Consider the following 23,858-nt stretch of genomic DNA (forward strand, 5'->3'; position numbering starts at 1 on the left):
GGTATTATCTCCAGAATGTTTTGCTGACCGCCGTGGGCGGGGCGCGCTTCAGAGCGCGCTCGATTCCAGCGAGGGAAGGGCGGCTTCGGGCACGTGAAGGCCGCATTCGCGTTTCTCGTCGTTCTCCCACCACCAGCGGCCGGCCCGCTCGGGCTCGCCCGGCTTGATGGCGCGGGTGCAGGGTTCGCACCCGATCGAGGGATAACCGCGGGCATGAAGCGGGTTGACCGGAACCGCATTCTCCTCGACGTAGGCCTTCAGGGTCTCGATGTCCCAGTCGGCGAGAACGTTGATCTTGATCAGGTTCCGTTCGGCATCGAATTCCGCGAACGGTGTTTCCGCACGGTTGCCCGACTGGCCGCGACGAAGGCCGGTGATCCAGAAGGATGCCCCTTCGAGTGCGCGCGCAAGCGGCTTCAGCTTGCGCACGCCGCAACAGGCGTGCCGCGCTTCGACGCTCTCGTAGAAGCCGTTCATTCCGTACTTGGCGACGTACTCGTCGATATCGTCCTTCAGCGGATGGTATCGCGTGATCGTGATGTCGTACTGGCTTTCGGTTTCGCCGATCAGATCGACGGTTTCCTTGAACAGCCGCCCGGTTTCGAGCGTCGCGACGTCTATCGGCAACCGGTGCGTACCGATTGCGGCCGTAATGACCTGATCCTCGATGCCGAGGCTGGTGGTGAACACGGTTCGGCCGCCTAGGCTCGCTACGAGCGAAAGCCGGCCGGCGAGATCGAGGCTTGCAAGCTGATCATCGAGGGCCTTGGCGGTCCCCTTATCGGTAATGGCAGTCATGATGGTGTCCTGTCTCGAAGTGGCCGGATTATTGCAGGTCACTTCCCGAGGGGACAGGAAAACGGATTTCCAATCCAAGCCGTTCAGAGCAAATATCTCCACAGCTCCGCCGTCTCAAAACAAATCGTCCCATCGGTGTGCAAAGCCCTGCGGGACCGCCCGCGGGCAGGACTGTCCACGGCTGCGCGGATGACGCGAATTTTACCGGCTTTCACCCCTTGTCAAAACTTGACACTGCAACTCACGTTTTATAGTTGAAGATTATATTCAAGTTTTTGGGAAGGACTTAACGATGGCCATCACGATCAAGGCCTATGACGCCAACAAGGACGGCAAGGGAATCAACTTCACGTCCTATCTGGCGAACTACGAGAAGACATTCGTGCCCTCCGGCTACGGTTCTTTCAACAGCACCGATCCGATGGCGATGTCAGGCTCGCAGTATGCGGCCACCAACGCCAAGGGCTACGGCGTCTTCCTCACGTCCGGCAAGAGCGAGTGGGACTACGACATCATCACCCACACGGTCAAAGGATCGCTGAACTCGGTTACCTTCGCCAATTCCATCAAGCTGAACAGCGCAACGAAGTTTACCGGTACGCTCGACCTGGAGATCTCCGGCCTCAACATCACCAAGACCGCGCTTGGCGGCGAGATCCTCAGTGACCTGAGGGACGCTTCGACGACCAGCCTGGTCAAGGTCCTGAAGGCCAACAGCATCAATTTCACCGGCAGCACCGGATCGGATACGTTCACCGGCTACTCCAAGGCGGACAAGATCTACGGCGGGTCCGGAAACGACTTGCTGAAGGGCGGGGCAGGCAATGACACGGTCTCGGGCGACAGCGGCAACGACAAGGTCTATGGCGGCAGCGGCAACGACAAGGTCTACGGCGGCAGCGGCAATGACTACCTCTACGGTGACAGCGGCAACGACGTGCTCGATGGCGGCAGCGGCAACGACACGCTCTACGGCGGCGCCGGCAACGACAAGCTGACTGGCGGCGCCGGTAACGACAAGCTCTATGGCGGCAGCGGGTCGGATATCTTCGTCTTCGCCAAGAACAGCGGCAACGACACGATCTACGACTTCGATGCCGGTTCGGCAAAGACCGACGTGATCTGGCTCGACAAGTCCGTGCTGAAGAACTTCTCGGCCGTTCTCGACCATGCGACGGATACGCGCTCCGGCGTTGAGATCGAATACGGCAGTGCCACCATCACGCTGAAGGGCGTCGACTACGACGACCTGCACAAGAACGATTTCCTTTTCGTCTGAGGCATCCGGCCTTTCAGGGCGGTATCGGCCGGGCTTCATCAGCCCGGCCGTTTCAGTTCGCAGGAGAGGTTTTCCTGCCTTCTTCGTTTGTATCCGCGGCGAGATTGCTCTAAAGCCGAACAAAGGGCGGCGCCTCGTCGTGGCGGCCGCGGAAGCGTTGGCATGCGATGATCTCACAAAAGGCGAAATATGCGCTGCGCGCGCTTGCGGCGCTTGCGCGTGCGAACCCGGCAGAACCGATGCTGATCGGTGACATCGCCGAGCAGCAGAATATTCCCAAGAAGTTTCTCGAGCAGATCCTGCTCGACATGAAGCACCACGGCATCGTGACGAGCCGGAGAGGGAAGCAGGGCGGCTATCTGCTTCTGCGGCCGGCGGCAGGCATCACCTTCGGCGAGATCCTCAGGATGATCGACGGGCCGGTCGCGCCGCTGCCGTGTCTTTCCATAACCGCCTATCGCCGTTGTGACGATTGCGACGGAGAGGAGGCATGCGAGATCCGCCACGTCTTTTCGCGCGTCGCCGACGCAACCCGCGCCGTGCTCTTCGGTACGACAATCGCCGATGCGATAGCCCGGGAGGATGCCGATACGGCCCGGCTGCTGGCGGCAAACGAAGCCTGAGTAACGGCCGAAAGCCCGTCTCCGGCGCTCCGATTTGCCGCCCCGGCTGCCACTTTCCACCCTCCGGCGCTGAAACAGAATCCTCACCCGGCGCCGGATTCGAAAACGCTCCATTTTGCCCGGGCGGGCTATTTCCAGAACCAATTTGCGCTACAATCCGGCTCGCGGAATGACTTTTGCGTTCACCTCTTTGATTGTTGACTAACCCTAGTAAGTCGATAGAGTTAAGCCACTGAGAACAGGGGAGTGACAAAAATGTCGATGTTTTCCAGAAGCTTAAGCGTAGCGGCCCTGAGTATTGGCCTGACGTTTAGCGGGCTCACGGGAGCCTGGGCGCAGACCGCCCTTCTTAACGTGTCCTATGATCCAACACGCGAACTCTACAAGGACTATAACCAGGCCTTCGCTGCGCACTGGAAGAAGGAGACCGGCGAAGACGTGACGATTCAGCAGTCGCACGGCGGTTCCGGCAAGCAGGCCCGCTCCGTCATCGACGGCCTGGAGGCCGACGTCGTGACGCTTGCTCTCGAAAGCGACATCAACGCGATCGCCGACAAGACGGGCAAGATCGCCAAGGATTGGCGGGCCCGTCTGCCGAACAACTCCTCGCCTTACACCTCCACGATCGTCTTCCTGGTCCGCAAGGGCAACCCGAAGGGCATCCAGAACTGGGGCGATCTGGTGAAGGGCGACGTGCAGATCGTCACCCCGAACCCCAAGACATCAGGCGGCGCCCGCTGGAACTACCTCGCAGCCTGGGCCTGGGCCAACCAGGAGTTCGGCGGCGATCAGGATAAGATCAAGGCTTACATTTCCGAGCTCTACAAGCGCGCGCCTGTTCTCGATACCGGCGCTCGCGGCTCGACGGTAACCTTCGCGCAGCGCCAGATCGGCGACGTGCTTCTCGCATGGGAGAACGAGGCCTATCTGGCCGGCGAGGAATTCGGCAAGGATTCCTTCGACATCATCGTTCCGCCGATCTCGATCCTCGCGGAGCCGCCGGTTGCGGTTGTTGACGGCAATGTCGACGCCAAGGGTACCCGGAAGGTTGCGGAAGCCTACCTGCAGTATCTCTATTCCGAGGAAGGGCAGAATATCGCTGCAAAGCACTTCTACCGCCCGTCCAAGCCTGAGCTTGTAAAGTCGGAGTTGCTCAAGCAGCTTCCCGATATTAAGCTGGTCACGATCGACGATCCGATTTTCGGCGGATGGGCCAAGGCACAGCCGGAGCATTTCGGCGACGGTGGGATCTTCGATCAGATCTACAAGCCGGGGAACTGATAATTTGACATCCACTTCTGCTTTTGCAGGGTGGCGGATCAAGAGGCCAAGTGTCATTCCAGGCTTTGGATTGACGCTTGGCTTTTCGCTCGCCTACCTGACGCTTATCATTCTCATTCCTCTTTCGGGCCTTGTCTGGAGGTCCGCTTCCCTTTCAGCAAGTGAGTTCATGGCGATCCTGACCGATCCGCGCACCATCAAGGCGCTCGAGGTCAGTTTCGGCACGGCCTTCCTCGCCGCGCTGATCAACGTCGTGTTCGGCGTGCTCGTCGCCTGGGTCGTGGTGCGCTACGAATTTCCGGGCCGGCGCCTGCTTGACGCCGTTGTCGATCTGCCCTTTGCGCTGCCGACGGCGGTTGCCGGCATCTCGCTTGCCGCGCTCTATGCACCGAACGGCTGGGTGGGCAGCATTCTGGCGCTTGTCGGCATCAAGGTCGCCTTCAATCCCGTCGGCATCGTCGTCGCCCTGGTCTTCGTGGGGCTGCCCTTCGTGGTCAGGACGGTGCAGCCGGTCATGGAAGAAATCGACAAGGAGGTGGAGGAAGCCGCCGCCACTCTCGGAGCCACGCGGTTCCAGACGGTGAGCAGGGTTCTCCTTCCCGGGCTCGCCCCGGCGATCCTCACCGGCTTCGCCCTGGCTTTCGCTCGTGGCGTCGGCGAGTACGGCTCCGTCATCTTCATCGCGGGCAATATCCCCTATGTCTCGGAGATTGCGCCGCTGCTGATCGTGATCCGCTTGGAGGAATTCAACTATGCGGCCGCGACAGCCATTGCCACGATCATGCTTGCACTTGCCTTCGTCATGCTTCTTCTGATCAATCTCATACAGGCGTGGAGCCGGCGGAGGTATGGTCATGGCGCGTAATGCACGAACCAAGCGGCCATCGTCACCCACGACGGAGACCGCATTCGCCCGCGGCACGATCATGGTGATCGTGCTTCTCTTCCTAGGCCTTTTTCTGCTGCTGCCGTTGCTGGCGGTGTTCGTCGAGGCGTTTCGAAAGGGCGCTGGCGAGTTTATCGCCGCGCTCCTGGAACCCGATGCGGTTGCGGCCATTCGCCTGACGCTGCTTGTCGCCGCGATCGCCGTTCCGCTGAACCTCATCTTCGGCATCAGCGCGGCATGGGCGATCGCCAAGTTCGAGTTCAAGGGCAAGTCATTCCTGACGACGCTGATCGACCTGCCGTTCTCCGTCTCGCCGGTCATTTCGGGACTTGTCTATGTCCTGCTCTTCGGCATGGGGGGAACGCTTGGTCCCTGGCTCAAGAGCTATGGCATCGAGATCCTCTTTGCCGTTCCCGGCATTGTGCTGGCAACGGTCTTCGTCACCTTCCCCTTCGTCGCGCGCGAGCTCATTCCACTGATGGAGGACCAGGGCACGGGGGACGAGGAGGCCGCGCTTTCTCTCGGCGCCAGCGGCTTGCAGACGTTCTGGTTCGTGACGCTTCCCAATATTAAGTGGGGGCTTCTCTACGGCGTCCTGCTCTGCAACGCCCGTGCCATGGGTGAGTTCGGGGCCGTTTCGGTGGTGTCCGGCCACATTCGCGGTCTGACCAACACCATGCCGCTGCATGTCGAGATTCTCTACAACGAGTACAACATGGTCGCCGCCTTCTCGGTCGCATCCCTGCTTGCCTTGCTTGCACTGGTTACGCTTGCGCTGAAGACGGTCCTCGAATTGCGGTTTGGCGCGGAAATCGCCGCTGGCCGCAAACACTGAAAGGCATCTCATATATGGAAGTCAGGGTTTCCCACATACGCAAGGAATTCGACCGGTATCCGGCCTTGCACGACGTCTCGCTGTCGATCCGTTCGGGCGAGCTGATCGCGCTGCTCGGGCCGTCGGGTTCCGGCAAGACGACGCTGCTGCGGCTGATCGCCGGCCTGGAGCAGCCGACCTCCGGGGAGATTTTCTTCGGCGACGAGGATGCGTCGTTCAAGACGGTGCAGGAGCGGCACGTCGGCTTCGTGTTCCAGCACTATGCACTTTTCCGCCACATGACGGTTGCCGACAACATCGGCTTCGGCCTGCGTGTCCGACCCCATGCCCAGCGCCCGCCGAAGACCGAGATCCGCAAGCGCGTGTCCGAACTCCTTGAGATGGTGCAGCTAGGCGGCCTCGAAAAGCGCTATCCGAACCAGCTCTCCGGCGGCCAGCGCCAGCGTGTGGCCCTTGCTCGTGCCATGGCGATCGAGCCCAAGGTGCTGCTCCTCGACGAACCCTTCGGTGCGCTCGACGCAAAGGTTCGAAAGGAGCTTCGCCGCTGGCTCAGGGAATTCCACGACCGGACCGGCCATACGACCGTGTTCGTGACCCACGACCAGGAAGAGGCGCTGGAGCTCGCCGACCGCGTGGTGGTGATGAGCCAGGGGGCGATCGAGCAGGTCGGCTCCTCCGACGATGTCTACGACCGTCCGAACTCGCCCTTCGTCTTTTCGTTCATCGGCGACAGTGCCAGCCTTCCGGTGACCATTTCCGGCGGCATGCTGAAGTTCCGCGGCCAGGACATCGGCATTCCCGCGCAGGGCGAGGGTGCGGCGACCCTGTTCTTTCGCCCGCAGGACGTGGTTCTCGCTTCCGAGGGACCGGCACTCTGTGGCGTGGTCTCGACCAGCCGCCGGCTGGCCGGGACCCGTATCGCGGATCTCGATATAGACAAGGGGGGCGAGTCCCACCACGTCGAGATCGAGGTCCCGCTGGAGGCCAACTCCCAGCCGGGCTCCGAGATCCGCTTCCGCCCGACGCGCTGGAAAGTGTTCTCGTAAGCGTCCGGTTTCGGGATCAAGGCGTCTTCAAGCATTCTTGAACGGAGCGGACGCTGAGGCCGTGTATCCTGTCCTCTCGTTGTGAGCGAGAGGAAAGGAACCAGACATGGCCCGCATCCTGACGACGACCTGTGCCGCTGCCCTTGCGGGCGTTCTTGTCGCCGGCACTGCGTTTGCCCACCACGGCTGGTCCTGGGCCGAGGAGGAGCAGACCGAGCTTACCGGAATTATCCGCTCCGTGGAGATTTCGCCGCCCCATCCGCGCCTCGAAGTGGAGACCGCCTCCGATGGCCTCTGGCGCGTCGAGCTCGGCAATCCGCGACAGACCGCGCGCTCCGGCTTCGTCGAAGGGTCGGCCAAGCCGGGCGACGAAATCGTCGTTCTCGGAAACCGGTCGCTCGACAAGAACGAGAAGCGCATGAAGGCGGTCCGCATCACCGTCGCCGGCAAGGTCTTCGACATCTATCCCGAGCGGATCCGGATGAACTGACGGAGCGAGCATGGACGTTCTGGCATGGCTCTCTGCCTCGCCGCTTGCGGCCGCCCTGAGGGCATCCGGCACGCTCTACCTGTTCGTGAATGCCGCTCATATCCTATCGATCGGCCTGCTTGTCGGGGCGATCCTGCCGCTGGACCTGAAGATGATCGGCCTCATCCGCTCAGCTCCGCTCGAGGTCGTCGGACCATTCCTGTCGCGTGTCGCTGCGACGGGCCTTGCGCTGGCGATCGTGACCGGCCTTTGCCTCTTCTCCGTCAAGCCGGCGGAGTACGCGGCCAATCCGGCCTTTCTCGTCAAGCTGTCGTTGCTGGCTTTCGGCATAGCCAACGCCCTCGCCACGCGGCTGAACGGCCGGTGGCGGCAGGCAATCGCGAGCGGCTATGCATCCGCGCGCCTGCGCGTGCAGGCGTTCCTGTCACTGGTGGTCTGGATCGGCACCGTGGTGGCAGGCCGCTGGATCGGCTTTCTCTGAACCCGTCTCCCGCACCTATGTCGCTGCGAGGCCTATGACACCAGGCGATATCCCGGAACGCGTCGCGATCCTCCGTATAATCCATCCGCGCTGAGCACCTTGCCTTCACGCATGCCTTCGCACCGGCTCCGGTGATTGCTTGCGGGAGACATGCTCTACCGGTCGCTCGTCTCCCAGCGCGGATTGGTCCAGGGCTCCTGATTGCTGCGGGGGAGCGGCTGTTTCCCCAGAATGTGGTCCGCCGCCTTTTCGCCGGTCATGATCGAGGGTGCGTTGAGGTTGCCGTAGGTCACATGCGGGAAGATCGAGGAGTCCGCGACCCGCAGGCCGTCGACGCCGATGACGCGCGTCTCCGGATCGACGACCGCCATCGGATCGTCCTTGGCTCCCATCCGGCACGTGCCGCAGGGGTGATAGGCGCTTTCGAGATGCTCGCGCAGGAAGGCGTCGATCTGGTCGTCGGTCTGCACGCCTTCGCCCGGCTGGATCTCCGGCCCGCGATACTGGTCGAAGGCCTTCTGCCCGAAGATTTCGCGCGTGAGCCGGACACAGTGGCGGAACTTCTCCCAGTCCTCCGGATGGCTCATGTAGTTGAAGCGGATCACCGGATCGGCCTTCACGTCCGCGGAGCGTAGCGTGACGTTGCCGCGCGACTTCGAAAGGTTGTAGCCGACATGGACCTGGAACCCGTGGGTGTTGGCCGCAGCCTTTCCGTCATAGCTGATTGCGACGGGGAGGAAGTGGTACTGGATGTCCGGCTGTCTGAGACCCGGTGCGGAACGCAGGAAGGCGCAGGCCTCGAACTGGTTCGACGCGCCGAGGCCACTCTTGGAGACCAGCCAGCGTGCGCCGACGACGCCCTGCCAGAACCAGGGCAGCCATGAATAGAGCGACACCGGCTTGGTCGAGACCTGCTGGAAATAGAACTCCATATGGTCCTGCAGGTTGGCGCCCACGCCCGGCCGGTCCACCTTCACCTCGATGCCCATGTCGGAAAGATGGGCGCCGGGCCCGATCCCGGACAGCATCAGAAGCTTCGGCGAGTTGAACGACGAAGCCGAGACGATCACCTCGCGGTTCGCCTTGACGACCTCGATCCGGCCGTCGCGTTCGATCTCGACGCCGATCGCCCGTCCGTTCTCTATAACGACCTTGCGGGCGAAGCAGCGCACGAGTTCAATGTTCGGCCGCTTCAGCGCCGGCCTGAGATAGGCGTTGGCGGCCGACCAGCGGCGCCCCTGCCAGACGGTCTGCTCCATCAGGCCGAAGCCTTCCTGCTTGGAGCCGTTGTAGTCCTCCGTCAGCTCGAAACCGGCCTGCTTGCCGGCCTGGATGAAGGCGTGAAACAGCGGGTTCTTCACCGGGCCGCGCTGGACATGCAGCGGGCCGTCTGTGCCGCGCCAGCCATCCTCGCCGCCATGGCTGTTCTCCATGCGCTTGAAATAGGGCAGCACGTCCGCATAGGCCCAGCCTTGAGCGCCGAGCGCTTCCCAGCGGTTGAAGTCCTCCGCATGCCCGCGCACGTAGACGAGCCCGTTGATCGACGACGAGCCGCCGATCACCTTGCCTCGCGGGGCGGTGATGCGCCGGTTGTTGAGGTTCGGCTCGGGTTCGGAAAGATAGCCCCAGTTGTAGCGCTTCATGCTCATCGGCCAGGCAAGCGCCGCAGGCATCTGGATGAACGGCCCGATGTCGGAACCGCCATATTCCAGGACCATCACGGTATTCTTGCCGTCCTCCGAAAGGCGATAGGCCAGTGCGGAGCCTGCCGAACCCGATCCGACGATGATGAAGTCTGCCTGCTGCATGGTGGATTGCTTTCTGTCGTCCAGGTTTGTCTCTCCCTGGGGGAAGGGAGGAAGCATTGGTTATGATGCCCCCCTGGGGAGGGAGGCAGATCTCAGTACGGCGCCTCGACCTTGCCCATCGACACGTAGACGGTCTTCAGCTCCGAATAGTGCTCCAGCGCGGCAAGCGAGTTCTCGCGGCCGAAGCCGGACTGCTTGGAGCCGCCGAAGGGGATCTCTACGGGGCAGAGGTTGTAGGTGTTGATCCAGAGCGTGCCGGCCTCCAGCTGGTCGACGACGCGATGGGCGCGGGTGATGTCGGCGGTGAAGACGCCGCCGGAGAGGCCGAACTCGGTGGCGTTGCCGCGGGCGATCACTTCGTCCTCGCGGTCGAAATCGAGCACGCACATGACAGGCCCGAAGATTTCCTCGCGGGCGATCGTCATCTCGTCCTTCACATCGGAAAAGACGGTCGGCTGGATGTAGTAGCCTTCGCCGGAGACGTGGTTGGGAATGCCGCCGCCGGTGAGAAGCGTCGCGCCCTCCGCCTTGCCCTTGCCGATATAGTCCATGACCTTGTCGCGCTGCGCCTTCGAGACCATCGGGCCAAGCTGCGTCGCCTCGTCCAGCGGCTCGCCGATGACGATCTTCTCCGTCCGCTCCTTGAGCCGCGACAGAAACTTCTGCTTGATGCCCTTCTGCACGAAGACGCGGGTACCGTTCGAGCAGACCTGGCCGGTCGAATAGAAGTTGCCGAGCATCGCCCCGCCGATGGCGCTTTCGAGGTCGGCGTCATCGAAGACGATCAGTGGGGACTTGCCGCCGAGTTCCATCGTGACATGCTTCAGCTCGGAGGCTGCAGCTCCCGCCACCTTCTTGCCTGTCGGCACGGAGCCCGTGAGCGACACCTTGGCGACATCGGGATGGTTGACGAGCAGCGGCCCGGTCGTCCGGTCTCCCTGGATGACGTTGTAGAGCCCCTTCGGCAGGCCCGCCTCGATCAGGATTTCCGCAATCTTCAGTGCGCCGAGCGGGGTGTTTTCCGAGGGCTTGAACACCATGGCGTTGCCACAGATCAGCGCCGGCGCGCCCTTCCAGCAGGCGATCTGCTGGGGGTAGTTCCAGGCGCCTATGCCGACGCAGACCCCGAGCGGCACTCGCTTCGTAAAGGCAAAATCCTGTCCGAGCGGGATGTAGTCGCCATTGAGGCCGGCGGCCGCGATGCCGCCGAAGAACTCGAAACTGTCGGCGCCGGAGGTCGGATCGGCGACGATCGTTTCCTGGATCGGCTTGCCGGTGTCGAGCGTCTCGAGTTCCGAAAGCTCGCGGTTGCGCTCGCGCATGATCTCGGCCGCCCGCTTGAGGATGCGTCCGCGCGCCGTCGGGCTCATCGCTGCCCATTCCGGTTGCGCGCGCTTGGCCGCCGCGATCGCCTTCTCGACGATTGTGGGCGTTGCTGCATGCAGCCGGGCTATGACTTCGCCCGTTGCCGGATAGAGGCTTTCGAAGGGCGTACCCCCGGCATCCTCGACATATTCGCCGTCGATGAAGTGCGAGGCTTTGGGTTGGGCTCTCATCTCATTCTCCCCGCGGGTAGCGTTTGGATTCCTCGAGATTGTCGAGGTTCATGTGGTTGCGCATGTAGCGCTCGGATGCCTTCTGCAGCGGCTGGTGATCCCAGGGATAGTAGGAGCCATTGCGCAGCGCCTCGTAGACGACCCAGCGTCGCGCCTGGCTTTCGCGCACCGCCGCGTCGAACGCCTCCATGTCCCAGCGCGCTTCCCGCATGGCGCGGAAAGCGTCGAGCGTCGCACGGACGACGGGATTGTCTGGATTGTCGGCGAGGTTGTTGAGCTCCCGCGGATCGGCCTCGAGGTCATAGAGCTGGTCCGGGTCGAGTGCGCAGTGGATATATTTCCACTTGCCCTCGCGAATGGCGACGAGCGGGGCGTAGGAGCCTTCCGCCGCATATTCCATCAGCACCGGAGAGGTCCGTTCGCCGCCGTTCATCAAAGGCAGCAGGCTCTCCCCGTCGGTCCAGTGCATGACCTCCTCCATCGAAATGCCGGCGAGGTCGCACAGGGTAGGGGTGATGTCGAGGTTCGAGACCGGAGAGAGGTGGAGGCCGCCCGCAATGTCGGGACCGGCGATCATCAGGGGCACGCGCGCCGAGCCCTCGAAGAAGTTCATCTTGAACCAGAGGCCCCGCTCGCCCAGCATGTCGCCATGGTCGGAGCAGAACAGGATGAACGTGTCGTCCAGCATCCGCGTGCGCGTCAGCGTGTCGATCAGTTCGCCGACCTTCTCGTCGATATAGGAGATGTTGGCGAAATAGGCGCGGCGCGAGCGGCGCACGTCGTTTCGCGTGACGTCGAAGTTCTTGTAGTCGCAGGAGTGAATGATGCGCTCGGAATGTGGATCCTGCTTTTCGAGCGGGCCGACCTCGGGAAGCAGGTGCTCGCAGTTCTCGTAGAGATCCCAGAACTTGCGGCGCGCCACGTAGGGGTCGTGCGGATGGGTGAAGGAAACCGTCAGGCACCAGGGGCGGCGGGCCTGGTCGTCGTTCTCTCGCGAAAGCTGGTAGAGCTTCTGGTTGGCGAGGAAGGCGACCTCGTCGTCATATTCCATCTGGTTGGTGATCTCGGCGACGCCGGCGCCGGTGACCGAGCCGAGATTGTGATACCACCAGTCGATCCGCTCGCCGGGCTTGCGGTAGTCGGGGGTCCAGCCGAAATCGGCCGGGTAGATGTCCGTCGTCAGCCGTTCCTCGAAACCGTGGAGCTGGTCCGGGCCGACGAAATGCATTTTGCCGGACAGCGCCGTGTAGTACCCGGCGCGGCGCAGGTGGTGCGCATAGGTCGGGATCGAGGAAATGTATTCGGCGGCATTGTCGTAGACCTGGGTGCGGCTCGGCAGTTGCCCCGCCATCAGGGAGGCGCGCGCCGGCGCGCAGAGCGGCGAGGATGTGTAGTTGTTGCGGAACCGTGCCGAACGCTTCGCCAGCGCCTTGAGGTGCGGCGCGTGCAGGAACGTTGCCGGGCCATCCGGAAACAGTGTCCCGTTCAGCTGGTCGACCATGATGATCAGGATGTTCGGCGTTCTGGCACTCAAGGTTCGGGTCCTCTGGATACGGGCATGCGGTTGAAAGGGGCAGTCTAGCGGCTTGCCGGTCCGCGAGGTCGCTGCAATGCGGCGCGGGGCGATGATCCTGCGCCAGCCGGGCCGCCTGCGGAATGACGCAACTGCGCGGAAAGATAGTCTTCCGTCAGTTCGATCGATGCATCGATGCTGATGGGAGCGGACTTCAGGCTCTGGCGGATGTAGAGCCCGTCGATCATCGCGGCCGCGCCCTCGGCGATACGGGCTGCGTCGTCGGCCGAGCAGAGTTCCCTCAGGCTCGCCAGCAGATTGGAATGCAACCGCCGCGCATAGATGACAAGAAGGCGGCGGACGTCCTCCGAGCGTTGCGCCTCGGTATAGAAGGCGAGCCAGGCGGCGATGGTGTCGGGGGCGAACTGGTCGGCCTGAAAACTCACACGGATGATCGCGGACAATCTTTCTCTCGGGGAGGGCGCGGCCTTCAGCGCGGCGACGGCATGCGCACGCAACTGTCTGAGAAGGCTGCGAATTGTTTCTATCAGGAGTTGCTCCTTGGAGCCGAAATAGTGATGCGCGAGAGCCGCAGACACGCCGGCGTGGCGGGCGATTTCCGACATCGTGACGGCAAGCGAGCCGTGGTCGCCGATCGCTCTCAGCGTCGCGTCCACAAGCGCCTTGCGTCGCACCGGTTCCATTCCGACTTTCGGCATCGATCACTCCTTGAAGGTCGGCAGAGTATTTTTAATTGATCGATCAATCAATAAAAATCAGATGGAAGCGGGTTCAAAATTTCTCTTGGGAAAACAGGGGACTATTGTAATATGGGCCGCGTTCAACAGGAGCTGTTCTCATGTCAGAGACTGTGAATACGTTTAGGGTGTCGGAGATTCGGGCCAAGTGGGGCTGGTTCGTGGCCCTCGGGATCCTTCTTCTCGTCTTCGGCATCATTGCCCTCGGAAACCTGCTCGTGGCCACCGTCGCATCGGTCTACGTCGTGGGCATGTTGATGATCGTCGGAGCGATCATCCATCTCGTGCACGCCTTCCAGGTGAAGGGCTGGAGCGACATGGCCTACTGGGCGCTGAGCGGCCTGCTCTATCTCGCCGCGGGCATCCTCGCCTTCGTCAATCCCATCCTCACCTCCGCCGTTCTCACGCTGCTGATGGCCGCCGCGCTGCTGGTATCGGGCATCTTCAGGATCTGGATCGGCATCCGCTCGCGGGAGTTGAGGGGATGGGGCTGGATCGTCGCCAGCGGCATCGTCAGCGGGCTGGCCGGCCTGATCATCATGGCCGGATGGCCGGTGAACAGCCTGTGGGTCCTCGGCCTCTTCCTCGCCTTCGATCTGCTGATGCAGGGATGGTCGATGATCGCCTTCGGGATCATGGCCAAGAGCTGAGCGGATGTTTGACACATTTGCCCGCTTCGGGTTAGAACGCTCGGCGTGGGATGGGGATGGAGCTCCCCGACAACCGCCGGCTACCGGCTGATAGCTCCTGTCAGGGCGACGTCAGTCGCTTTCGGCGGGAGTGTGTCCGGAGCAATGCTTGCTCCGCCAACCGCCGAAAGGCGGTTTTTTGTTGCCCGGTCACTCGAAACGAACAGAAGGGCAGCCCATGAATTATCTGATCGTCTTTCTCGGAGCCGGCATCGGCGGCGCGGGACGTCACGGGGTCAACGTAGTCGCCGCCCGGCTGTTTGGAACCAGCTTTCCGGTTGCAACGCTTGCCATCAACGTCCTCGGCTGCTTCCTGATGGGCATCATCGCCGGGATCTTCGCCTTTCGCAGCCATCTTCCCTATGAAGCCCGGCTCTTCCTGACCACCGGCGTCCTCGGCGGCTTCACCACATTCTCGGCCTTTTCGCTCGATGCGGCGCTCCTGTGGGACCGCGGTGCAATCGGGCAGGCGGCGTTCTATGTCGGGGCCAGCGTGGTCCTGACGCTCGTGGGCGTGGCGGCCGGCATGGCGCTGGCGCGCAGCCTCGTCGGAGGACAGATATCGTGAAAAGCCTGCTCTCGACCTGGCAGTTCTGGGCGCTCGGTTCCGCCGTCTTCGCGGCGCTCACCGCCATTCTCGCGAAGGCCGGCATAGGAGACACCAACGCCGATTTCGCCACCTTCGTGCGCACCGTGGTCATTCTCCTGCTCCTCGCATGCATCGTGACCGTGACGCAGAGCTGGCAGTCGCCGTCGGCGGTTTCGCCGAGAAGCTGGATCTTCCTGGTTCTCTCGGGTCTTGCGACGGGGGCTTCCTGGTTCTGCTATTTCCGGGCACTGAAGCTCGGGAATGCCGCGCAGGTTGCGCCGCTCGACAAGCTCAGCGTCGTTCTCGTCGCCATTTTCGCCGTGCTTTTCCTAGGCGAGAGGCTTTCCCCCACCCATTGGCTGGCGGTGTCGATGATCGCCGCAGGTGCCGTTCTCCTGACCTTGCGCATCTGACTCTGTTGTCGCCAACTCCCTGCAGTCGTTGAAGTTTCATTAAACTGTCACACTGGGGAAAGGAAAAATTCAGGCTTCAGCCGGAAGAGTCCCGCAAAAATTGTAGACGGGAGTTCCTGCATGTCTGCCGCTGAAATGCTCGCGTTGCGCCGCTATGCGGACGACGAGATAGTCACACTCGCCAAGCTTGTGGTCCAGACGGCGTTCCAGCCGATCGTGGAAGCGGCGACCGGCGCGGTCTTCGGCTTCGAGTCCCTGATGCGCGGCTTCGATCGCCTGGGCTTCCGCTCGCCGCTCGATCTTCTCGACCGGGCTCACGAGGCTGGCCAGCTGCTTGCTGTCGAACACATGATCAACAGTCGCGCACTCGCCGCCTTCGCCGCGTTGCCGGACTTTGCGTCCCGTACACTGTTCATCAATCTCGACTCGCGCCTCGTCGGTGTCGGGGGAGATGTCGTCGAGCGCCTGACCTCCCACCTGAAGCGTGCCGGGATCCCCGCATCATCCATCTGCTTCGAGATATCCGAGCGTTTCCAGAACGATGTCGTTCCCGAGTTCACCGAGCTGATGCGACGGCTCCGGCTCGAGGGTTTCAAACTTGCGATCGACGACTTCGGCGTCGGCCACAACGGGTTGAAGCTGCTGTGCGACCATCCGGTCGACTATCTCAAGATCGACCGCCATTTCATCTCCCGCATCGATGCCGATGCGCGCAAGCGTCATCTGGTCAGGAACACGATCAATGCGGCCCATGTGCTCGGCATACGCGTGATCGCCGAGGGCGTGGAAAACGAGGCGGAGTTCGTTGCCTGCCGCAACGCCGGCTGCGATCTCGTGCAAGGCTGGTTCGTCTCGCGTCCGGTCACGGATTTCTCCGCACTCCAGTCCGTCTATCCGCAGGTGGAACGCGCGGGCAGGGGGCGGCGCAACTCCCGTTCCTTCGACAGTGTCCTCATCCGGCGCCAGATCGAGCAGCTCCCGAGCGTGCGCGAGAGCGACAGCCTGGAGTCCGTCTTCGAGCTTTTCCGTCGAGACCCGACGCGGACCTTCTTCCCCGTGCTGAACGCCAATGACGAGCCGCGCGGCATCCTGCACGAGTATCACGTGAAGGAGCTGAGCTATCATCCGTTCGGGCGCGATCTCCTGAAGAACAAGATCTACCAGAAGAGCCTCTCGCATTTCGTGACTATGGCGCCGATCGCCGATCTCGATACCCCCGCCGAACAGCTGCTCAGCATCTTCGCCGGCATGGGCGGAAACGAGTGCGTCATCCTGACGGAGAACATGCGCTACGCCGGCATCCTCTCGGCCTCCTCGCTCCTGAAGATCATCAACGAGAAGCAGCTCAAGGCGGCCGAGGACCAGAATCCGCTGACCGGTCTGCCGGGCAACCGCTCCATCCGCGATTTCCTGCAGGACCGGGCGCTCGACGGCGATCAGCTACGCTGCTTCTGCTACTTCGACTTCGATAACTTCAAGCCGTTCAACGATCACTACGGCTTCCAGAAGGGCGATCAGGCCATATCGCTCTTCGCCTCTCTTTTGAGGCGTCACCTGGTCGGCGAGGATGTCTTCATCGGCCACCTGGGCGGCGACGACTTCTTCGCCGGCATATCGGGGCGCGACGCCCGCGACGTGCAGGCCCTCATCCAGCTCATACTTGGCGATTTCGGGCGCGAGGTACGCCACCTGTATGTGCCCGAAGACCTGCTTGCCGGTGCGATCCGCGGCCATGACCGCAACGGCGAAGCGCGGTCCTTCGCGCTCATGCGCTGCTCGGCGGCGGTTCTGATGGTGCCGGAAGGCGACGTCATCGCCGATGCGAGCCAGATCAGTACGGGGATTGCGGCGTTGAAGGGGAACGCGAAATCGAGTCTGGATGGCTTCGTGTTGCGCTCCATCCGTTCCGACGGGAACGACGGGGCAGGGAACGGCTGAAAACCTGGAATTGCATTGGGAATTTTAAAGCCGGAGCCTCCGGGGGCAGGAGTCGTTCGGGCACCTGCCCCCTTCGGTCATCGCCGCGCCTACACCTACGCACGCGGCCGATCTCCAGTTTATTTCAGTATCTTGACCATCGTTGCTTCGTGCTTCTTGCCCATCATTTCATAGGCCACGTTCACCTTCTCGCCGGCCTTCAGTCCGGGGTTCTTGAAGTTCTTCGGCAGCTGGTAGGTAACGCCGTCTGCAAGCGTGAGCGTCATCGCCTTCGGGCTGTAGGATTTCACGATGCCAGTCGTCGTCTGCGCTGCCAGCGCGAAGGCCGGAGCGGCAAGAACGGCGACGATTGCTACACATGAGAACGGAACACGCATCTTGGATGTCCTCGACTGACCCGCATGGGGCGCCTTCGAAGCCGTCCGGAATACGTCGTGTCGCAGCCCCTCAAGGCCGCCGGCGTTCCCCGGCTTCGCGATGAAGGATAGGGCCGGGCAAGATGCGGTTCAAATGAACAAAACTTAATTCTGGCTGTCCGAAAAATGTCGGAAAATCTGTGGTTTGCGGCAAAATTCGGATGGGTTGCACCGATCGCGAAGATTTGTCCGGCTGTACGGCGGAGTGTGTTGGAGTAGTGTGAAACAAAAGCATGCCTCGGCAGTTTAACCGCCGGCAGTGAAGGAGGTTGCGATGGCTTTGCCCAGTTCCATGTCGTTCGTCGAACTCAGCGCGTTTGGGGGGCCGGAGGCGATGTCTGTCGGCCGCACCACGATACCGCAGCCGCGCGCCGGCGAGATTCTCGTGCGAGTGGAAGCTGCCGGCGTCAACCGCCCCGATGTTCTCCAGCGCAAGGGGGACTACCCGCCGCCGCCCGATGCCAGTCCCATTCTTGGCCTGGAGGTCGCAGGTGAAGTCGTCGAAATCGGCGAAGGCGTGACTGCCTGGAATATCGGCGACAAGGTCTGCGCGCTCGCCAATGGCGGTGGCTATGCAGAATACTGTGTCGTTCCGGCAGGCCAGACCCTGCCGTTTCCCAAGGGCTACGATGCCGTGAAGGCGGCGGCGCTGCCCGAGACCTTCTTCACTGTCTGGGCGAACGTCTTCATGATGGCAGGCCTTCAGCCGGGCGAAAGCGTCCTCATACACGGAGGCACCAGCGGCATCGGCACGACGGCGATCCAGCTCGCGACCGCCTTCGGCGCCAGGGTCTATGCGACCGCCGGGTCGGATGCGAAATGCCAGGCCTGCCTCGATCTCGGGGCTCAGCGCGCGATCAACTACCGCAACGAGGACTTTGCGGCGGTCATCGCGGAAGAGACCGGCAAGAAGGGCGTGGACGTCATTCTCGACATGATCGGGGCTGCCTATTTCGACCGGAACCTGCAGTCGCTGGCGCGCGATGGGCGGCTTTCCATCATCGCCTTTCTCGGCGGGACCTTTGTCGAGAAGGTGAGCCTTGCACCGATCATGCTGAAGCGCCTGAGGGTCACGGGCTCGACCCTGCGTCCGCGCACGGCCGCGGAAAAGCGGGACATCCGGGATGCACTGCTCACCGACGTCTGGCCGCTTCTCGACGAGGGTCGCCTTGCTCCCGTCATTCACGCGGTCTTCCCGCTCGCGGAGGCCGCCGCCGCCCATCGGATGATCGAGCACGGGCAACACATCGGCAAGATCGTCCTTGCCATGGATTGAAGTCTGTCTCCCGGGGATGGCCACCGGCACCGGTGAGAGAGAGGCGTGAAACCGACGCGGCCTAGAGAAGGCCCTGGATTTCGGGCGCTTCCTCCACCCGGTCCCTGCCGCCGTTCTTCGCACGGTAGAGCGCGCGGTCGGCCCTGTCGAAGAACTGGCCCGCGGTCTCGCCGCCATATTCGGCAATGCCCGCAGACATGGTGTAGCGGCAGTCGAGGTCGATTACCGCACTTTCTGCGAGGTGAGCGCGCAGGCGCTCGGCGGTGCTGTGGGCCTGGCCGAGCCGGGTACCCCTCATGATAAGCATGAATTCCTCGCCACCGATGCGCGCAAGCAGGTCCTGCGCCCGAAGATGGCATCGCGCGGTTGCCGCGAAATGACACAGCACCGCGTCGCCGCGCGCATGTCCGAAGCGGTCGTTGATGTCCTTGAAGTGGTCGAGGTCGATCAGCATCAGGCAGAGCGGCATGGCTGATTCGCGGTGGGCGGCCACCGTCGCCTCGAGATTCGTCATCGCATGCCGGCGGTTGAACAGTCCGGTCAACGGGTCAGTCTGCGCCGCGATCTCGGCGGCGGCGTGGGCGAGCTTCAGCGTGCGCTCGTTGGATTTCAGCATGGAGATGTCCGAAAACACGCTCCACAGCCATCCGTCGCCCACCACCGTTTCGTTGACGAGGAACCAGCGCCCGTCGCAGGTATCGATCTCGAAGCTGCGATGGACTGCGCTGCGGCGCTTGGCCCCGGCCATCGCAAGCCAGTCATCGAGTGGGGCCGTCACGACCGGTCCCGTACCTGAGCGGAAGCAATGCCGGACTATGTCGGCGAAAGTGGCGATCTCGGTGGTAAGGTCGAAGAGGCTTTTGAAGGAATCGGAAGCATAGACAAGGCGGTCGTCCGGAGAAAACAAGGCCGACGCCACCTGCGATTTCTCGAGTCCGATTGCGATCAGCTCGTTGATCGATCGCTGCCTCAGGTCGGCAAGGGGCGCGACCGTCGTTGCCCCCGCCGATCCGTCGTCGGTGTCGGTTTGTCTATTGCCGCCGCGTTGCGCCAAGGTGAGAGAGTCCTGCCGTCTGTTGTCGAACCCGCGCGGCCACAAGGCGCGTGGATCGCCTCATTCTGTGAGTTATTCGCAGAAGCTTGACAACCGGGACCGGATATCTCTGTTAACGGCGCGTCAATTCTCTCCCGCATTGAGCGTGAGCGCGAGGCAAAAGGCAATCAGGCCGGGCAGGGCAAGCAGGGCATAGAGCCAGAAGGCTGCATCGAGGGTGCCGGAAAGCCCGCCGGGTTCGATCAGCCCCGCGGCGTTGACGATGGCTCCCGCAAGGGCTGCCCCGAAGGCGGTGCCGAGTGCCTGCATGGTGGTGATGGCGGCGGACGCCTTGTCGTTCTCGCCCTTCGGTGCGTGTTTCAGCACCAGCGTCACGAGATGCGCCCAGCCGAGGCCCACGCCAAACCCCATGGCGAAGATGCAGATCGTCACGGCGGCGAGCAGCCCGTAGCCCCCTTCCGGATTGTTCCTCGCCAGCAGGGCTGCAAGTGCTGCCGTCGCAACTGCCTCGGTCAACGTGCCCGCGACGATCGACCGGATGGCCGCCTTTCCGGAAAGACCTGCCGTGAGGAAGGCGGAGGCTGTCCAGCCGAGGGCGAGAAGCGCCACGAGATAGCCGGAAAAGAGGGGCGTGACGCCATGCAGTTCCTGCAGGAAGAAGGGAATGTAGATGTCCGACGCGAGCCCCACCAGCATCAGCAGCATGATCAGGTAGACCCGCGCGAGCGGGGAGGCGAGCCGCATGGTGCCCGATGGCAGAAGGCGGGAGGACGACGCCCTTTCCACGGCGAGCATGACGAGGAGCGCTGCGGCTGCGACTGCGGCAAGAAGGATCGCCGTCCTCGCCGTATCCACCGAGCCCGCGAACGAGACCACCAGCACGGCGCCGATTATCAGCAGGATCTGCGGGAAGGGCGCGCGCGTCTGCGGCCGTTCCTCCGACCCTGCGGGAAGCAGCCGCGGTGCCGCGAGCGACATCGCGGCAGCGATCGGAACGAGAATGAGGAAGGCCTCCCGCCAGAGGCTGCCATTGGCGAATATGCCTCCGATGCTCGGTCCGAGGAATGTCGCCATGCCCATACGGCTGCATAGAGCGTCGAGGCGGTCCGCCACAGCTCTTCCGGAAAGACGTAGCGGATGAAGGAATAGCCGAGCGCGACGAGCAGGCCTGCGCCGAGCCCCTGCACGGTGCGGCCCAAAAGCACGATCTCCATGCTCGGCGCGATCGCACAGACGAGGCTTCCAAACGCAAACAGCCCGGCACCGAGGACATAGCAGCGGTTGAGCGTGATGCTTGCCGGGCGAACCGCGATGAAGATCGATCCTAGAACCGATGCGGCGACGTAGAGCGTCGTCGCCCATGCAAACAGCGGCAATCCGCCGATGTCGCGCACGATCGACGGCAAGAGCGTGGCCGTGATGTAGGTCTCGACCGCATGCAGCGTAATGCCGCCTCCGAGCATCAGCGTGGGGAAGAGGTACTGCCAGGAAAAGAGACGGACGAGGCGGGGTGGGGTGCGTTTGGAAACGGTATCGATGCCGGTCATGATATGCGCCTTCAGCGCGGGCGGTCGCCGGGCGCGTGAAATTTCTTGGAGTTGGTGACTGTGAATGCAGTCGCCGGAGGGTGGCTTCTTTCGCCACGCCAAACCATAGCGCGTACCGCTCCGGCTGCAAGGCCGGACGCCAGGGGCTGGCGGTTTTCCCCGCGGATCAGGTCAGTGCTTGCCGCGCTGGGCGCCCTGGTAGTGGCTGATGATCGCGCGCGGCGTGATCGGCTCCTGCGCCTTGCGGCCATAGAAATAGACGCCGCTCGCGCCGTCCTGCGCATAGGGCTGGGGGATCAGCCGGTCGAGGTACTGCGTCCAGAAGAAGAGGAGCTTGGCCACCTTGCCGGCCTTGACAGAGCGGAACAGGCTGCGGGCGAGGTAGTCTGCCGACCACATGAACTGGATACCCGGCCCGCCGCTCGCCCCCGAGGAGATCCGCTCGAAGTTCCGGAACAGATAGCGGTGACCGCTCTCCGTGAACCGGGTGAAGTCGAACGCCCCCTCGTGCACCTGCTGCATGAACGGTGTCTCGGCATAGACAAGCCCGTCCGGCCGCAACACGCGCCAGATCTCGGCAACCACCTGCGCCGGTTGCAGCACATGCTCGAGCACGGCCTGGATGATCACGACGTCGAAGAAATCGTCGGCTAGCGGCATGTGGTGTGCATCGGCGATGAACTGCACATGCGGCGTGGAATAGACGTCGAAGCCGTAGACCTTGATGTCGGGGTGATCGTAGATCGGCTCCATTCCCTGGCCGACGCTGCCGCCGCCGACGACCAGCAGTCGCACGGGCTTCGGCCTCTTTTCTATATCGGCGATCATCCTGCGGACGTTCTCGCGCGTGCCGGCCTTGCGCGGCGACAGCAGCCGTTTGATGCCTGCCTTGACGCCGCCGTAGGAGGCGCGCTCGATAGGGCTCTCGGCGCTCGTCTTGAAGACGGCCTCCTCGGACAGAACGGAATCGGAAAAATCGATGAGGATCGGCTTGCCGCCGACGATCCTGTATTCTTCGCTATTGCCGTCGGCGGCTTGCGCACTAGATAACTTTTCCGCGTCTATTCTGCGCAGTTCGGTTTTTGTGCGGGGGCAGCGAAGGGCGGGAAGGCATTCATCTACGGTGACAAGCATGAAACCGACCCTTGAAATATAACGAAAGTTATAGGTCAATTGTATATCAACTTGGCTTCTGGCTGGCAATATCGTTGATCGGACAATGAGGGGGCGTTTTATTCTTTTTCAGCATGTTTAAGGTGTGTCTGAAGCGTATATGCGCGACAGCGTTCAAGTATTGTGTCTGATGTATATTTGATTTGCAGCAGTTCCTGAAAGGCGAGGCCCGCGGCGCGTGCCGGGTGGATGGCGGATTGTCCAATGATGTTTTCGCTCCGGGCAACTCTCCGCGGTGTTCAATCTATGACTTCTTCGATCGCACACGCGATGGGCATGTCGCCCCCGGTGTTGCAGGCAGCCCCCGATTCTGCTGGTTTCCGGCGCACTTTCCGCTAATACCGCTCCAGCACGATTCTTCGAGGGCGAAATCATGTCGAATCCGGTTCTGGTGGAGGTCACGCGCGGCCGGCTCGTGGAGAGCCGCCATCGCGGCATTGTTGCCGTGGTGGACGGGAGCGGAAAGCTCGTCCGCGCGATCGGCGATGTCGATGCCGCTGTCTTCCCCCGTTCGGCCTGCAAGGCGATGCAGGCCCTTCCGCTGGTCGAGAGCGGCACTGCGGATGCATTCGGGTTCGGTGACAGGGAACTTGCTCTTGCCTGCGCCTCCCACAGTGGCGAACCGGAGCATATCGCGGTTGCCGCAGGCATGCTCGCTGCGGCCGGCAAGGACGTCTCCTCGCTCGAATGCGGATCGCACTGGTCCTTCGACCAGTCGGTGCTGATCGGCCAGGCGCGCACGATCGACAGGCCGACGGCGCTTCACAACAACTGTTCCGGCAAGCATGCCGGTTTCGTCTGCACCGCGTGCCACACGGGGACAGATCCGCGCGGCTATGTCGGCTACGATCACCCCGTGCAGGCGGAGATCCGAGGCGTGATGGAGAACCTGACGGGCTCCCTGCTTGCGCACGACAATTGCGGCACGGACGGTTGCTCGATCCCCAGCTATGCGGTTCCGCTGAGAAATCTTGCACATGGTTTTGCCAGGATGGCGACGGGCGAGGGGCTGGCACCCTTGCGCGCCAACGCCTCGAGGCGACTGCTGGAGGCCTGCATGGCCGAGCCATTCTACGTGGCCGGCTCGCATCGTGCCTGCACCCGGCTCATGCAGACCGCGCCCGGACGCATCTTTGCCAAGACCGGTGCCGAGGGCGTGTTCTGCGCCGCAATTCCGGAGAAGGGCATAGCGATCGCGCTGAAATGTGAGGATGGCACGACGCGGGCTGCCGAGGCGATGATTGCAGCCGTTCTGGCGGGGTTCTTCGCAGCCGAGCCCGACCTGCACCAGGCGCTGATGGCCCAGGCAAACCGCCCCTTGCGAAACTGGAACGGCATCCACGTCGGCGATATCCGCGTTACCGAGGCGCTTGCCTGAGGACGTATCTGGCGGTCGGCGCCGGCGTCCG

At 62.7% G+C, this 23,858-nt stretch carries 22 protein-coding genes, 1 pseudogene and 1 riboswitch; of the genes and pseudogenes, 14 read left to right on the plus strand and 9 right to left on the minus strand.

Annotation, left to right across the window (positions count from 1 at the left end; translation table 11 throughout):
- Window positions 1-48 precede the first annotated feature (48 nt).
- On the minus strand, window positions 49-798 hold the full coding sequence (locus tag F3Y30_RS08660) for a phosphoadenylyl-sulfate reductase (protein ID WP_203426045.1): 750 nt from the start codon (window positions 796-798) through the stop codon (window positions 49-51).
- Window positions 799-1,090: 292 nt separating this feature from the next.
- Here F3Y30_RS08660 and F3Y30_RS26600 point away from each other — a divergent pair, with 292 nt between their 5' ends.
- The 8 genes from F3Y30_RS26600 to F3Y30_RS08700 all read left to right on the plus strand — a co-directional run bounded on the left by F3Y30_RS26600 (window position 1,091) and on the right by F3Y30_RS08700 (window position 7,719).
- Window positions 1,091-2,077: a hypothetical protein gene (locus tag F3Y30_RS26600; protein ID WP_203426046.1), complete on the plus strand. Its 987-nt coding sequence runs from the start codon at window positions 1,091-1,093 to the stop codon at window positions 2,075-2,077.
- A gap of 167 nt (window positions 2,078-2,244) precedes the next feature.
- Complete coding sequence (locus F3Y30_RS08670; protein ID WP_203426047.1) at window positions 2,245-2,700, plus strand: Rrf2 family transcriptional regulator; 456 nt, start codon at window positions 2,245-2,247, stop codon at window positions 2,698-2,700.
- Between the two features lie 255 nt (window positions 2,701-2,955).
- Window positions 2,956-3,981 carry a sulfate ABC transporter substrate-binding protein gene (locus F3Y30_RS08675; protein ID WP_203426048.1) on the plus strand — a complete coding sequence of 342 codons (1,026 nt, stop codon included), beginning with the start codon at window positions 2,956-2,958 and terminating at the stop codon, window positions 3,979-3,981.
- Window positions 3,982-3,985: 4 nt separating this feature from the next.
- Window positions 3,986-4,846, plus strand: coding sequence for a sulfate ABC transporter permease subunit CysT (gene cysT / locus F3Y30_RS08680; RefSeq protein ID WP_203426049.1), 861 nt, complete (start codon window positions 3,986-3,988; stop codon window positions 4,844-4,846).
- Window positions 4,830-5,702 carry a sulfate ABC transporter permease subunit CysW gene (cysW, locus tag F3Y30_RS08685; RefSeq protein WP_203426050.1) on the plus strand — a complete coding sequence of 291 codons (873 nt, stop codon included), beginning with the start codon at window positions 4,830-4,832 and terminating at the stop codon, window positions 5,700-5,702. Before cysT ends, cysW begins: the two co-directional genes overlap by 17 nt.
- Window positions 5,703-5,716: 14 nt before the next feature.
- Complete coding sequence (locus F3Y30_RS08690; protein WP_203426051.1) at window positions 5,717-6,748, plus strand: sulfate/molybdate ABC transporter ATP-binding protein; 1,032 nt, start codon at window positions 5,717-5,719, stop codon at window positions 6,746-6,748.
- Between the two features lie 106 nt (window positions 6,749-6,854).
- On the plus strand, window positions 6,855-7,238 hold the full coding sequence (locus tag F3Y30_RS08695; protein ID WP_203426052.1) for a DUF6152 family protein: 384 nt from the start codon (window positions 6,855-6,857) through the stop codon (window positions 7,236-7,238).
- 10 nt (window positions 7,239-7,248) lie between these two features.
- Window positions 7,249-7,719, plus strand: a complete 471-nt coding sequence (locus F3Y30_RS08700) for a DUF6644 family protein (RefSeq protein WP_203426053.1) — start codon at window positions 7,249-7,251, stop codon at window positions 7,717-7,719.
- 155 nt (window positions 7,720-7,874) lie between these two features.
- Here F3Y30_RS08700 and betA read toward each other — a convergent pair whose 3' ends face one another.
- From betA to betI, 4 genes are all read right to left on the minus strand, one after another.
- Entirely contained in the window at window positions 7,875-9,527 is a 1,653-nt protein-coding gene (gene betA, locus F3Y30_RS08705) for a choline dehydrogenase (protein WP_203426054.1), read from the minus strand.
- Between the two features lie 92 nt (window positions 9,528-9,619).
- The gene (gene betB, locus F3Y30_RS08710; RefSeq protein ID WP_203426055.1) at window positions 9,620-11,083 is read right to left on the minus strand and encodes a betaine-aldehyde dehydrogenase; all 1,464 of its coding nucleotides are present in this window, start codon (window positions 11,081-11,083) and stop codon (window positions 9,620-9,622) included.
- A 1-nt stretch (window position 11,084) separates the two neighbouring features.
- The gene (gene betC / locus F3Y30_RS08715) at window positions 11,085-12,617 is read right to left on the minus strand and encodes a choline-sulfatase (protein ID WP_203426056.1); all 1,533 of its coding nucleotides are present in this window, start codon (window positions 12,615-12,617) and stop codon (window positions 11,085-11,087) included.
- A gap of 44 nt (window positions 12,618-12,661) precedes the next feature.
- Entirely contained in the window at window positions 12,662-13,315 is a 654-nt protein-coding gene (gene betI, locus F3Y30_RS08720; RefSeq protein WP_203426057.1) for a transcriptional regulator BetI, read from the minus strand.
- Window positions 13,316-13,455: 140 nt separating this feature from the next.
- Here betI and F3Y30_RS08725 point away from each other — a divergent pair, with 140 nt between their 5' ends.
- The 4 genes from F3Y30_RS08725 to F3Y30_RS08740 all read left to right on the plus strand — a co-directional run bounded on the left by F3Y30_RS08725 (window position 13,456) and on the right by F3Y30_RS08740 (window position 16,983).
- Entirely contained in the window at window positions 13,456-14,004 is a 549-nt protein-coding gene (locus F3Y30_RS08725) for an HdeD family acid-resistance protein (protein WP_203426058.1), read from the plus strand.
- Window positions 14,005-14,047: 43 nt separating this feature from the next.
- Window positions 14,048-14,111, plus strand: a riboswitch (Fluoride riboswitch).
- 110 nt (window positions 14,112-14,221) lie between these two features.
- Window positions 14,222-14,611: a fluoride efflux transporter CrcB gene (gene crcB / locus F3Y30_RS08730; protein ID WP_203426059.1), complete on the plus strand. Its 390-nt coding sequence runs from the start codon at window positions 14,222-14,224 to the stop codon at window positions 14,609-14,611.
- Window positions 14,608-15,045, plus strand: a complete 438-nt coding sequence (locus tag F3Y30_RS08735) for an EamA family transporter (RefSeq protein ID WP_203426060.1) — start codon at window positions 14,608-14,610, stop codon at window positions 15,043-15,045. Before crcB ends, F3Y30_RS08735 begins: the two co-directional genes overlap by 4 nt.
- A gap of 120 nt (window positions 15,046-15,165) precedes the next feature.
- A complete protein-coding gene (locus F3Y30_RS08740; protein WP_203426061.1) occupies window positions 15,166-16,983 on the plus strand; it encodes a GGDEF domain-containing protein in 1,818 nt (605 codons plus the stop codon).
- 119 nt (window positions 16,984-17,102) lie between these two features.
- On the opposite strand, the gene F3Y30_RS08745 is transcribed toward F3Y30_RS08740, so the two are convergent.
- Window positions 17,103-17,360, minus strand: coding sequence for a DUF1344 domain-containing protein (locus tag F3Y30_RS08745; RefSeq protein ID WP_203426062.1), 258 nt, complete (start codon window positions 17,358-17,360; stop codon window positions 17,103-17,105).
- 313 nt (window positions 17,361-17,673) lie between these two features.
- Between F3Y30_RS08745 and F3Y30_RS08750 the strand changes: the two genes are divergently transcribed.
- Window positions 17,674-18,675 carry an NAD(P)H-quinone oxidoreductase gene (locus F3Y30_RS08750; protein WP_203426063.1) on the plus strand — a complete coding sequence of 334 codons (1,002 nt, stop codon included), beginning with the start codon at window positions 17,674-17,676 and terminating at the stop codon, window positions 18,673-18,675.
- Between the two features lie 61 nt (window positions 18,676-18,736).
- On the opposite strand, the gene F3Y30_RS08755 is transcribed toward F3Y30_RS08750, so the two are convergent.
- From F3Y30_RS08755 to F3Y30_RS08765, 3 genes and pseudogenes are all read right to left on the minus strand, one after another.
- Entirely contained in the window at window positions 18,737-19,729 is a 993-nt protein-coding gene (locus tag F3Y30_RS08755; RefSeq protein ID WP_203426064.1) for a sensor domain-containing diguanylate cyclase, read from the minus strand.
- A gap of 123 nt (window positions 19,730-19,852) precedes the next feature.
- Window positions 19,853-21,276: pseudogene (locus F3Y30_RS08760) on the minus strand (MFS transporter).
- 171 nt (window positions 21,277-21,447) lie between these two features.
- Entirely contained in the window at window positions 21,448-22,410 is a 963-nt protein-coding gene (locus tag F3Y30_RS08765) for a class I SAM-dependent methyltransferase (RefSeq protein WP_203426065.1), read from the minus strand.
- Window positions 22,411-22,822: 412 nt separating this feature from the next.
- Here F3Y30_RS08765 and F3Y30_RS08770 point away from each other — a divergent pair, with 412 nt between their 5' ends.
- The gene (locus F3Y30_RS08770; protein WP_203426066.1) at window positions 22,823-23,827 is read left to right on the plus strand and encodes an asparaginase; all 1,005 of its coding nucleotides are present in this window, start codon (window positions 22,823-22,825) and stop codon (window positions 23,825-23,827) included.
- The last annotated feature ends 31 nt before the right edge of the window (window positions 23,828-23,858 follow it).

The sequence above is a fragment of the Sinorhizobium sp. BG8 genome (assembly GCF_016864555.1).
Lineage (GTDB): Bacteria > Pseudomonadota > Alphaproteobacteria > Rhizobiales > Rhizobiaceae > BG8.

What these genes read in the sequence shown, in the direction of transcription:
- F3Y30_RS08660 (WP_203426045.1), bottom strand. Translation starts at nt 798, where the DNA reads ATGACTGCCATTACCGATAAGGGGACCGCCAAGGCCCTCGATGATCAG.
- F3Y30_RS26600 (WP_203426046.1), top strand. Translation starts at nt 1,091, where the DNA reads ATGGCCATCACGATCAAGGCCTATGACGCCAACAAGGACGGCAAGGGA.
- F3Y30_RS08670 (WP_203426047.1), top strand. Translation starts at nt 2,245, where the DNA reads ATGATCTCACAAAAGGCGAAATATGCGCTGCGCGCGCTTGCGGCGCTT.
- F3Y30_RS08675 (WP_203426048.1), top strand. Translation starts at nt 2,956, where the DNA reads ATGTCGATGTTTTCCAGAAGCTTAAGCGTAGCGGCCCTGAGTATTGGC.
- cysW (WP_203426050.1), top strand. Translation starts at nt 4,830, where the DNA reads ATGGTCATGGCGCGTAATGCACGAACCAAGCGGCCATCGTCACCCACG.
- F3Y30_RS08690 (WP_203426051.1), top strand. Translation starts at nt 5,717, where the DNA reads ATGGAAGTCAGGGTTTCCCACATACGCAAGGAATTCGACCGGTATCCG.
- F3Y30_RS08695 (WP_203426052.1), top strand. Translation starts at nt 6,855, where the DNA reads ATGGCCCGCATCCTGACGACGACCTGTGCCGCTGCCCTTGCGGGCGTT.
- F3Y30_RS08700 (WP_203426053.1), top strand. Translation starts at nt 7,249, where the DNA reads ATGGACGTTCTGGCATGGCTCTCTGCCTCGCCGCTTGCGGCCGCCCTG.
- betA (WP_203426054.1), bottom strand. Translation starts at nt 9,527, where the DNA reads ATGCAGCAGGCAGACTTCATCATCGTCGGATCGGGTTCGGCAGGCTCC.
- betB (WP_203426055.1), bottom strand. Translation starts at nt 11,083, where the DNA reads ATGAGAGCCCAACCCAAAGCCTCGCACTTCATCGACGGCGAATATGTC.
- betI (WP_203426057.1), bottom strand. Translation starts at nt 13,315, where the DNA reads ATGCCGAAAGTCGGAATGGAACCGGTGCGACGCAAGGCGCTTGTGGAC.
- F3Y30_RS08725 (WP_203426058.1), top strand. Translation starts at nt 13,456, where the DNA reads ATGTCAGAGACTGTGAATACGTTTAGGGTGTCGGAGATTCGGGCCAAG.
- crcB (WP_203426059.1), top strand. Translation starts at nt 14,222, where the DNA reads ATGAATTATCTGATCGTCTTTCTCGGAGCCGGCATCGGCGGCGCGGGA.
- F3Y30_RS08740 (WP_203426061.1), top strand. Translation starts at nt 15,166, where the DNA reads ATGTCTGCCGCTGAAATGCTCGCGTTGCGCCGCTATGCGGACGACGAG.
- F3Y30_RS08745 (WP_203426062.1), bottom strand. Translation starts at nt 17,360, where the DNA reads ATGCGTGTTCCGTTCTCATGTGTAGCAATCGTCGCCGTTCTTGCCGCT.
- F3Y30_RS08750 (WP_203426063.1), top strand. Translation starts at nt 17,674, where the DNA reads ATGGCTTTGCCCAGTTCCATGTCGTTCGTCGAACTCAGCGCGTTTGGG.
- F3Y30_RS08765 (WP_203426065.1), bottom strand. Translation starts at nt 22,410, where the DNA reads ATGCTTGTCACCGTAGATGAATGCCTTCCCGCCCTTCGCTGCCCCCGC.
- F3Y30_RS08770 (WP_203426066.1), top strand. Translation starts at nt 22,823, where the DNA reads ATGTCGAATCCGGTTCTGGTGGAGGTCACGCGCGGCCGGCTCGTGGAG.